This is a genomic window from Kitasatospora sp. NPDC059146, assembly GCF_042786665.1.
Taxonomy (GTDB): domain Bacteria; phylum Actinomycetota; class Actinomycetes; order Streptomycetales; family Streptomycetaceae; genus Kitasatospora.
In genome coordinates this window covers 1-8,722 of the sequence record NZ_JBHZCY010000214.1, presented here as the reverse complement: position 1 = coordinate 8,722, position 8,722 = coordinate 1, and the positions used below count along the sequence as shown (strand labels likewise).

Genomic DNA, 8,722 nt, shown 5'->3' with positions numbered 1-8,722 from the left:
CCGAGAGATCTACCGAGTCCTGACCACGCCCAGCACACCGAGCACCACCACCGAGCAGCTCACCATCGCTGCTTGACATCCATAAGAGCATCCGCGCCACCACGCGCGAAGGGGCGGCCGCGCACGCGGCCGCCCCTCCCCGTTCACGCCCTGGCGGTCACCAACCGGCCCTGCCCGCAGTGGACTTGCTGTCCACCGTGTCGACCTGGGGGCCGGAACTGGTCCGGATCAGCGGTGTTCCCGCCGGGGTGATCGCCTCCCGCACCGTCCGTACCGGTCGCGCCGCGGGCTCCTCGGCCCCGAACGCGTCCAGCCGCAGCACGAGGTTGTGCGGCAGGACCGGCCGCGGCTGCCCCGGCCAGTAGCAGTCCGTCGCCCGGACCTCCCGGCTGCGGCGGCCGCCCGTACCGGTCACCGGACCGGGCACCACCTCGACGTCCGGCCGCCATCCGCGCCCCGGCCACAGGTGCTCCAGGCGCAGCTCCCAGGTGTCGGCGTCGACGACCAGGGACTCCCCCACCGCACCGGCCAGCACCAGGACCCCGTACGGGGTACGGACCACCGCCCGTTGCTCGAAGTCGGCGTCCTTGCCGACCACCGTGATCCGCCACGCTCCGTCGACGAACATCCGCCGGACCGTCAGGCCTTGCGGCGGGCGGCGACCCGGCGCGCCGCCACGACGAGCCCGGCACCGCCGACCAGGGTCGCGGCACCGGCCACCGCGAGGCCGGTGTTGCCGCCGCCACCGGTCTGCGCGAGCGCCGGCGCGGCGGAGGCGGAGGCACTCGCCGAGGGCGAGGCGCTGGGGTGCGCGGCGGGCGAGGACGGGCTCCCCGACGGGCTCCCGCTCGGCGTCGGCGTCGGCGTCGGCGTCCCAGGCTTGGTCAGGGTCGGGGTCGGCGTCGGGGTGCCCGTCGGCGTCGCGGAGGGGCAGAGCGGCACGTCGGCGATCTGCTGGTCGATGTGGGTGTCCGCCAGGGTGTAGCGCCACCGGTCGCCGTGGCCCGAGTAGCCGACCGTCACCTTGGCGGTGCCGTGCCCGGCGATGGTGCCGTGGTGCTCCTCGGTGCCGCCGATCAGGCTGAGCGTGTAGTCGCCCGCGTCCTGGTAGTTGTTGCCGAGGACGACCTCGACGTGACCGGCGTCCGTCCGGCAGCCGACCGTCAGCGAGGCGTCGCCGGGGTGCCAGGCGAAGGCCTGCCCGGTCCCGGCCAGGGCCAGGGCGGCGACCGCACCACCGGTGACCGCGGCAGCGCGGCGTACGTGCTTCATCTGTGCTTCTCCTCGGAGGGTTCAGGGCGTTCGTGGGGGCCACGAGGGCCGCCCCGGCCGCGCCGTCCGTGGGAATCGGCGGGCACCCGGGGCAGCACCGGACGGCCCCGACGGGCCGCCACCGTCAAGTACGGCCCACCCCCGCCCGGGGGTTCATCCCCGCACGCACCACCGCACCGAACCGCTCAGAACCACCAGCCGGCGAAGGTGACCATGCCGAGCACCGCGAAGGCCCCCAGCAGCAGGCCGACGAAGCCGATGCCGAGGCAGAACCACGGCCCGCTGTCGTCGTCGGACGCGTTCGGCCGGTAAGGGTCGGACACCTGGCCCCACTGGACCGGGCGGCCTTCCTCCGCGGAGGCCGCGGCACGGAGTTCGGCCAGCCGGGCACGGGCGGTCTCGGTCGACGCGGTGCGCTCGGAGGTGCGCCAGGCGAGCGCCCGCATCCGGCGCCGCGGATCGGCGTAACGGCCCTCGAAGGCCGCGGTCTCGGCCTCGTCCCGCTCCTCCTCCAGGTAGGCCCAGCGGCCCGCCTCGACCGGCTCCCCGTACAGCCGGTAGACCTCGGCCAACCGGCGCCGGACCGTGAGGTCCGCCGGGTAGCGGCCCACCAGGCTACGCAGGCGTTGGCGGGCGACGGGTATCCGGCCGGCACGGAGGTCCGCGTCGACCTTCGCGAGGGTGGTCTCAACTGTCACCGGAGCATCGTGATCGACGAAGAAGCGCTGGTCAAACGGGTTTCATGCCCGCACCCCAACCACCACCGGCCACCCGGGCGAGAAAGTAGTTGATAGGCAACAATGATTCTGCCGAGGCCCGCCGAGGCCCGCCGAGGCCTCCGGGGCCTGGTGACCAGGGAGGCTTATCCCGACGACAAGCGGCGTAAGGTCGTGCACGTCACCGACCCCGCCCGCCGAAGCCCCCTGACGGCGCCACCGGCCCAAGGAGAGCGGCCCCCATGTCCGTACTCGGCACCCTGCTGCGCAACCGCCGCCCGGAAGAACGCACTTACGCCTGGAACCAGCCCTGCCTGGACGGCCCGGAGACCCTCACCCTCACCAGCCGGGACTTCACCGACGCCGGCCTCCTGCCCACCCGGCACAGCGGCACCCGGGTCGGCGGCGAGAACCTCTCCCCCCACCTCGCCTGGAGCACGCCCCCGGCGGGAACGGCCGAACTCCTGCTCGTGGTCGAGGACATCGACGTCCCGCTGGGCTCGAACCCCGCCGTCCACTGCCTCGCCCTGCTCGACGGGCCCCACCTGCCGAGCCCGCAGGAGCTCGCCCCCGGCGCCCTCGCCAAGTCCGCCCCCGCCCCGGGCGTGACCCTGCTGCGCTCCTTCATCGGCCGCGGCTACCACGGCCCCGAGCCGCTCAAGGGCCACGGCCCGCACCGCTACGTCTTCGAGCTCTACGCCCTCGCCGAGCCCCTGCCGAACCGCGCCGCCCTCCCGAACACCCGTCCCCGCCGCCTCCTCACCTCCCTCACCACCCCGGTCCTCGCCCGCGGCCGCATCACCGGCACCAGCGAACGCTGACCCCCGGCCCGGCCCCGCCCGGCCGCGCGCCCACCCGGTGGGTCGGTCACCCGGTGGATCGGTCACCAGGGCAGCGGGCCCTCGGCGTCGCGGTAGGTGCCGGTGGGGCCGTCCGGGGTCAGGCAGGCCATCCGGACGATGATCCCGGCGCCCTGCTCGACGGTCTGGATACCGGTGTTGCCGTTGAGGTCCGTCTTCGTGAAGCCGGGCTCGACGGCGTTGATGCGCATGTGCGGGAACGCCTTGGCGTACTGCACGGTGATCATGTTGACGGCGGCCTTGGAGGCCGGGTAGGCGACGCCGGGGTAGGCGTAGGTGGGGGTGCCCGCGGTGGTGACGCGGATGAGCGAGGCCAGGCCGCTGCTGAGGTTGACGACGACGGGGGCGGCGGAGCGCTGCAGCAGCGGGAGGAACGCGTGGAGGACGCGTACCGTGCCGAAGACGTTGGTCTCGAACGTGCTCCGCATCAGGTCGGCGGTGACGTCGGCGGCGCCGATGACGCGGTTGTCCGCGTCCCGCTCCTCCACGCCGGCGTTGTTGACCAGCACGTCCAGGCCGCCGTCGGCCTCGACGGTCCTCGCCGCCGCGGTGACCGAGGCGTCGTCGGTGATGTCGATGACGACCGGCCGCGCGCCCAGCCGCTCGGCGGCGCGACGCCCGCGCTCGGGGTCCCGGCTGCCGACGTACACGGTGTGGCCTGCGGCGATGAGTTGGCGGGCGGTCTCGAAGCCGAGGCCCTTGTTCGCTCCGGTGATCAGTGTGGTGGTCATGCCTCCACGATGCTGCGCGGCGACACCGTCAGCCAGGCGTCCGGTCTTCCTGGGACTGCCGGTACCAGGCACCTGCGGGTGGGGCGGTGCACAGTGGTGGCATGGCGACCACGGAGTTCGGGCGGACGGTACGGCGCTGGCGCGACCGGGTCCCGCCGGAGGCGGCCGGCCTGCCGGCGGGCGGCCATCGGCGCGCGGCCGGACTGCGCCGGGAGGAGCTGGCGCTGCTGGCCGGGATCTCGGTCGACTACGTCACCCGCCTCGAACAGGGCCGGGCGGCCAACCCGTCGGAGCACGTCGTCGAGGCGCTGGGGCGGGCGCTGCGACTGAACGCGGAGGAGCGTGAGCACCTGTTCCGGGTCGCCGGGCTGGTGGCGCCGGGACGCGGCACGGTGCCCGCCTACATCACGCCCAGCGTGCAACGGATGCTGGACCGGCTGACCGGCACACCCGTCGCCGTCCACGACGCGGCGTGGACGCTGCTGCTCGCCAATCCGCTCTACACCGCGCTGATGGGTGAACGGCACGGCAAGGAGCGCAACGGAGCGTGGCGGAACTTCCTCGGCGAGGGCAGCCGGGTCCGCCACACTCCGGAGTCCCGGCGGGCGTTGGAGACCGCCGTCGTCTCCGACCTGCGGGCGACGGCGGGCCGCTACCCGGCGGACCAGCGGCTGCGGCGCCTGATCGCCGATCTGCGCGGCAACAGCGAGCGGTTCGCCGAGCTGTGGGACTCCGGCGCGGTGGGGCACCAGGAGGCCTCGCGCAAGACCGTCGACCACCCGGAGGTGGGACCGCTGACGCTGGACTGCGACGTGCTCAGCGTCGCGGGCAGCGATCTGCGGATCATGGTCTACACGGCCGAACCCGGCACCGAGGACGCCGAGCGGCTGGCGCTGCTGGCGGTGATCGGCACCCAGACACTGGCAGGCCGCCCCAGCACCGGCGTCGGTACCGGCACCGATTCGTGACGTGCCCCTGCCTAGTTCGTTCGCGCCCCGGTGTGGTGGGATGTGCTCGAAGGGTGACGAACGCAGGTGGGGGTGCGTGGTGCGGAGCGGACGACTGCTGGGCCTGGACGGGGACGCGGCGAATCTGGTTGCCGTGGGGCTGGTCCGGCTGGGGACCGAGGAATGGCTGGGGGCGACGGGCGGGGCGCCCGCCTGGGTGGGCGGGCTGCGCGCGGCCTCGTTCGCGGACGCCTGGCTGTCCTTCGGCGACACCGCCGCCCCCGGGCTGCGGGTGCCGGCCTCGGCGGTGGTACCCGCCGTCGTCGAGCAGGCCGCCGAGCTGCTGCTGCGCTCCTGCGGGGACGACGCGGCGACGGCGCTCGGCTGGCTGGGCCAGCGCTCCGCCGAGGCCCGCGAGGAGGCCGAGCGGGAGGACCAGGCCCACCCCGCCGAGCCCTGCGCGCTGACCCTGGTGTGGCACGGCGTCCAGGCGCTGACCGCCGAGGACGGACCGGCCCACCGCCTCCGCGCCCAGGAGCGGGCCGAGGCCTACGTCCGGGAGCGCCACCGCCGCCAGGACACCCTGGCGCTGGTGCTGTGCTGCGCCCGGATCGCCGCGGCCGCGCTGGTGGAGCTCAGCGAGGGCGACCCGGCCCGGGTCGACGGCTGGCTGGAGCAGGACGCGGCGCGCGCGATGCCCCTCGTGGCCCCCGTCCCCCTGTGGGTGCCGGGCCGCCCCTGACGGCCGGCCCTGGTCCCGGCGGGCCGGGGCGCCGCCTCGGCCCCTGCTAGAAAGGGTTCAGGCACTCGGCAGCAGGAGCCGTGACAGCCCGTACTGGAACCGGCTGTCGAAGGAGACCGCGGCCATGAGGTGACGCGCCGGAAGGAACGGTCCTCCCGGCTCAGTCGCGGGTCACCTCGACGCCGGGGCCTGGCCTGCCAGCCAGGCCCGCCAGACACGACGTGTGTTCGGCAGGTCGGGGCGGTCCAGGAGCCAGCGCACGTACCCTGCCTGGCAGCGGGCCCACGGGCTGTCGGATTCGACCGCGCGGTCGAGCCTGCCACGCAGGTCGGCGCTGTCGACGGCCCGGGCGACCCGCACGTACTCGCGGTCCTTGCAGCGGTACGCGCGGTGGACGACGATCTCGACCAAGTCGGTGAGCTTCGCCCTGATCGCCTCCGGCTGGTGGACCAGGGCCAGGTCCCGGAGAAGACTCTGCTTCGTGCCCCACGCCTTCGGATGGTGGGTCCACTCCTGCGGGTATCTCGCTTCCCACTCCAGGAAGAGCAACACGTAGGGCAGCCCGGGCCAATGCGCCAGATCCCCGCTCGCGGGGCGACCCCACAGCCCGTCAGGCAGCGAACGTCCCCGCGCTCGGCCATACCTCCGGCGCGCCTCACGGCAGGCCGGCTCCTGGTACTGCTCCTCCGCCCCCAGGGGCATCGTCAGCCGCCACAGCTCATTGCACCGACCGAGCGCGTCCTCGACCTGCCTCTGTGCCTCAGCCAGTTGGTCAAGCGCTGCACTTCTCACCGCCGGATCATCCGCTATCAGTCCGAACGCCCAGCCCAGCCGCTCGCCCCAGGCACAAGCGTCGTCCGCACCTGGACTACCTGCCTCTTCCGTCACGCAGGGGATCATCCCCCAGCACCGTCCGCTCGCTCCACCCGATGGTGCGCGGCGGGCCGGTCCCCGTCCGGAGTGGACGGGGACCGGCCCGGTTGTGCGGGGAGCATCGCGGGAACGGGGTCGGGCTCCGCCGGCGGAACCCGTCGGGGCAGCGGTCAGCGCGGCCCGGGGTCGCTGATGCCGGGGCGGCCGTTCTCCAGGTGCCCGGCCCAGCGGCGCCGGTAGGCCGGCCCGTCCGTGGCGGCGACGGCGACGTCGTACCAGCGGTTCTCGTCGCGCAGTTCGAAGGTGAACCGGGCGTCGTCGCCGGGCCGCAGGGTGCGGCCCTGCTTGGCGCCCTTGGCGTACGCGTTCTCGGCGGTGACGGTGCGGGTGGTGTCCCCGTGGTTGGACACCGTCACCCGCACCTTGTCCTTACCGGGTTCGAAGCGGGCGACCAGGCCGCCCACCGTCTTGCCCTCGAACTCCTGCACCGAGCCGTTCGGCCCGTGGGCGACGAGGTGGTAGCCGCCGTCGACCAGCGGCCAGTGGTCCTCGAAGCTGTCACCGGCCGAGACGGTGTAGCGGCGGGGGGCGGCCGTCGGCGCCGTCCGGTCGTAGACGTAGAGCCAGGCCCCGGCCGCGCCCCGGTTGTTCAGGTTGAGCTGGAACACCGTCGCGTCGTCGGTCTCGTCCTCGTTGACCCGCAGGTCGTACGGGAGGGCGCGGGCCGGGCGGGTGCCCGGCTCCTGGGTGGGCATCCGCTGGGGCAGCGGCACCTGGTACGGCTTGCCCTGGGAGGCGATCGGCGCGGGCACGGGTATCGAGACCTTCCCCCGGTCGGCACCGGAGAAGTCCAGCGCCGAGGTGAGGTCACCGCAGACGGACCGGCGCCAGGCACTGATGTTGGGCTCCTCGATACCGAAGCGGGCCTCCAGGAACCGCAGCACCGAGGTGTGGTCGAAGGTCTCCGAACAGACCCAACCACCGCGCGACCAGGGAGAGATGACCAGCAGCGGCACACGCGGGCCCAGCCCGATCGGCTGCAGCCCGCCGCGGTCGGCGCCGGGCACCAGCGGGCTCATCTCGCCCGGGTACTTGGCGAGGTCGAGCAGCTCGTCGCCGAGGCTCGCCTCCAGGTCGGTGGAGACCATGCCCTGACCGCCCGGCCGGCTGACGACCGGCGGCATCGGCGGCACGACGTGGTCGAACAGGCCGTCGTTCTCGTCGTAGTTGATGAGGAAGACGGTCCGGCCCCAGACCTCGGGGTTGGAGGTGAGCGCGTCCAGCACCAGGTTGATGTAGTACGCGCCGTCGGTGGGGGTGGCGGAGGGGTGCTCGCTGTACAGGTACGGCGGGACGATCCAGGAGACCTGCGGCAGCCGGCCGTTCTGGACGTCGGCCCGGAACTCCTTGAGCGTGTGGTCGGTCGCGCCCTTCTCCACCAGCGGACCGGAGGCGCCCTCGGCGACCTGGTAACGCTCGAAGAACATCAGCGAGTTGTCGGTGTAGTTGTCCGTCGGGGTGCCCGGCTCACCGGAACCGCCCTGGTACAGCTTCCAGCTGACCCCGGCCTGCTCAAGCCGCTCGGGGTACGTCGTCCAGGTGTAGCCGTTCTTGCCGTTGCGCTCCTCCAGGCCGGGCCCGTTGGGCTTGCGGCCGTAGGCGTTGCGCGGGTCGCTGGTGCCGGTCCACAGGTAGATGCGGTTGGGCGCGGTGTCGGCGTGGACGGAGCAGAAGTACGAGTCGCAGACGGTGAACGCGTCGGCGAGGGCGAAGTGGTACTGGAGGTCCTGACGCTTGAGGTGCCCCATCGTCATGACGTCCTGCTTCTGGTTCACCCACTGGTCGTGGCGCCCTTCGTTCCAGGCGAGGTGACCGCTGCTCCACCCGTGGTCCGTCCCGGCCTGGTGCTCGGTGGTGTTCCTGGGGTCGATGTACCAGGGCAGCACCTCCTTCTCGGAGGCCGGCAGGCCGCGGTCGTGGTAGCGCCCGGTCTTCACCGCGGCGGCGGGCTGGTGCCAGTTCGGCCGGCCGTCGGGCAGAGCCGTGGGACGCGGGTCGTCGAACCCGCGCACGCCGCGGAGGGTGCCGAAGTAGTGGTCGAAGGAACGGTTCTCCTGCATCAGGATGACGACGTGTTCGACGTCCTTGATCGAGCGGGTCCGGCTGATCGCGGGCAGGGCCAGCGCCTTGCCGACCGCGGGCGGCAAGACGCCGAAGCCCGCGGCAGCGGCGGACGCGCCGCCCAGCTGGAGGAAACGGCGCCTGTCGATGGAGGCCACGTGATGTCCTTCCCAGTCGTGCCATGCATGGGTGTTCCGAGAAGGCTCGAACATAAGGCAGCGCACACGGGCCGTACACAGTGCGACGGCGAACGCCACGTGAGCTTTCGGCCAACTGTTGTCCAGTCAACTTCCCGCCCCGGCGGCCTACTCCGCTTCCGCCGCACACCGAACGGCCGGAAACGCGAAAAGGCCCCGCCGGGTTCACCCGGCAGGGCCTTTTCTGAATGATTGTTCGGCGGCGTCCTACTCTCCCACAGGGTCCCCCCTGCAGTACCATCGGCGCTGTGAGGCTTAGCTTC

At 73.1% G+C, this 8,722-nt stretch carries 9 protein-coding genes; 3 read left to right on the top strand and 6 right to left on the bottom strand.

Annotated elements, in window-relative coordinates:
- Positions 1–157 precede the first annotated feature (157 nt).
- The 3 genes from ACFXPX_RS42585 to ACFXPX_RS42575 form a co-directional block, all read right to left on the bottom strand.
- Positions 158–628, bottom strand: a complete 471-nt coding sequence (locus ACFXPX_RS42585) for a hypothetical protein (protein WP_380595203.1) — start codon at positions 626–628, stop codon at positions 158–160.
- Between the two features lie 11 nt (positions 629–639).
- Complete coding sequence (locus ACFXPX_RS42580; RefSeq protein ID WP_380644999.1) at positions 640–1,272, bottom strand: LPXTG cell wall anchor domain-containing protein; 633 nt, start codon at positions 1,270–1,272, stop codon at positions 640–642.
- A 185-nt stretch (positions 1,273–1,457) separates the two neighbouring features.
- Complete coding sequence (locus tag ACFXPX_RS42575; protein ID WP_380644998.1) at positions 1,458–1,970, bottom strand: DUF6584 family protein; 513 nt, start codon at positions 1,968–1,970, stop codon at positions 1,458–1,460.
- A 260-nt stretch (positions 1,971–2,230) separates the two neighbouring features.
- Here ACFXPX_RS42575 and ACFXPX_RS42570 point away from each other — a divergent pair, with 260 nt between their 5' ends.
- The gene (locus ACFXPX_RS42570) at positions 2,231–2,809 is read left to right on the top strand and encodes a YbhB/YbcL family Raf kinase inhibitor-like protein (protein WP_380644997.1); all 579 of its coding nucleotides are present in this window, start codon (positions 2,231–2,233) and stop codon (positions 2,807–2,809) included.
- A 62-nt stretch (positions 2,810–2,871) separates the two neighbouring features.
- Here the strand turns inward: ACFXPX_RS42570 and ACFXPX_RS42565 are convergent, their stop codons facing one another.
- Positions 2,872–3,579 (bottom strand): SDR family NAD(P)-dependent oxidoreductase, encoded by a 708-nt coding sequence (locus ACFXPX_RS42565; RefSeq protein ID WP_380644996.1) that lies wholly within the window; start codon positions 3,577–3,579, stop codon positions 2,872–2,874.
- A gap of 101 nt (positions 3,580–3,680) precedes the next feature.
- On the opposite strand from ACFXPX_RS42565, the gene ACFXPX_RS42560 reads away from it, so the two are divergent.
- On the top strand, positions 3,681–4,547 hold the full coding sequence (locus ACFXPX_RS42560) for a helix-turn-helix transcriptional regulator (RefSeq protein WP_380644995.1): 867 nt from the start codon (positions 3,681–3,683) through the stop codon (positions 4,545–4,547).
- A 76-nt stretch (positions 4,548–4,623) separates the two neighbouring features.
- Positions 4,624–5,268, top strand: coding sequence for a hypothetical protein (locus ACFXPX_RS42555; protein WP_380521646.1), 645 nt, complete (start codon positions 4,624–4,626; stop codon positions 5,266–5,268).
- Positions 5,269–5,439: 171 nt separating this feature from the next.
- Here ACFXPX_RS42555 and ACFXPX_RS42550 read toward each other — a convergent pair whose 3' ends face one another.
- Positions 5,440–5,820, bottom strand: a complete 381-nt coding sequence (locus ACFXPX_RS42550; protein ID WP_380644994.1) for a hypothetical protein — start codon at positions 5,818–5,820, stop codon at positions 5,440–5,442.
- A 491-nt stretch (positions 5,821–6,311) separates the two neighbouring features.
- Entirely contained in the window at positions 6,312–8,420 is a 2,109-nt protein-coding gene (locus tag ACFXPX_RS42545) for a phosphocholine-specific phospholipase C (RefSeq protein ID WP_380521642.1), read from the bottom strand.
- Between the last annotated feature and the right edge of the window lie 302 nt (positions 8,421–8,722).

What these genes read in the sequence shown, in the direction of transcription:
- ACFXPX_RS42585 (WP_380595203.1), bottom strand. Translation starts at nt 628, where the DNA reads ATGTTCGTCGACGGAGCGTGGCGGATCACGGTGGTCGGCAAGGACGCC.
- ACFXPX_RS42580 (WP_380644999.1), bottom strand. Translation starts at nt 1,272, where the DNA reads ATGAAGCACGTACGCCGCGCTGCCGCGGTCACCGGTGGTGCGGTCGCC.
- ACFXPX_RS42570 (WP_380644997.1), top strand. Translation starts at nt 2,231, where the DNA reads ATGTCCGTACTCGGCACCCTGCTGCGCAACCGCCGCCCGGAAGAACGC.
- ACFXPX_RS42565 (WP_380644996.1), bottom strand. Translation starts at nt 3,579, where the DNA reads ATGACCACCACACTGATCACCGGAGCGAACAAGGGCCTCGGCTTCGAG.
- ACFXPX_RS42560 (WP_380644995.1), top strand. Translation starts at nt 3,681, where the DNA reads ATGGCGACCACGGAGTTCGGGCGGACGGTACGGCGCTGGCGCGACCGG.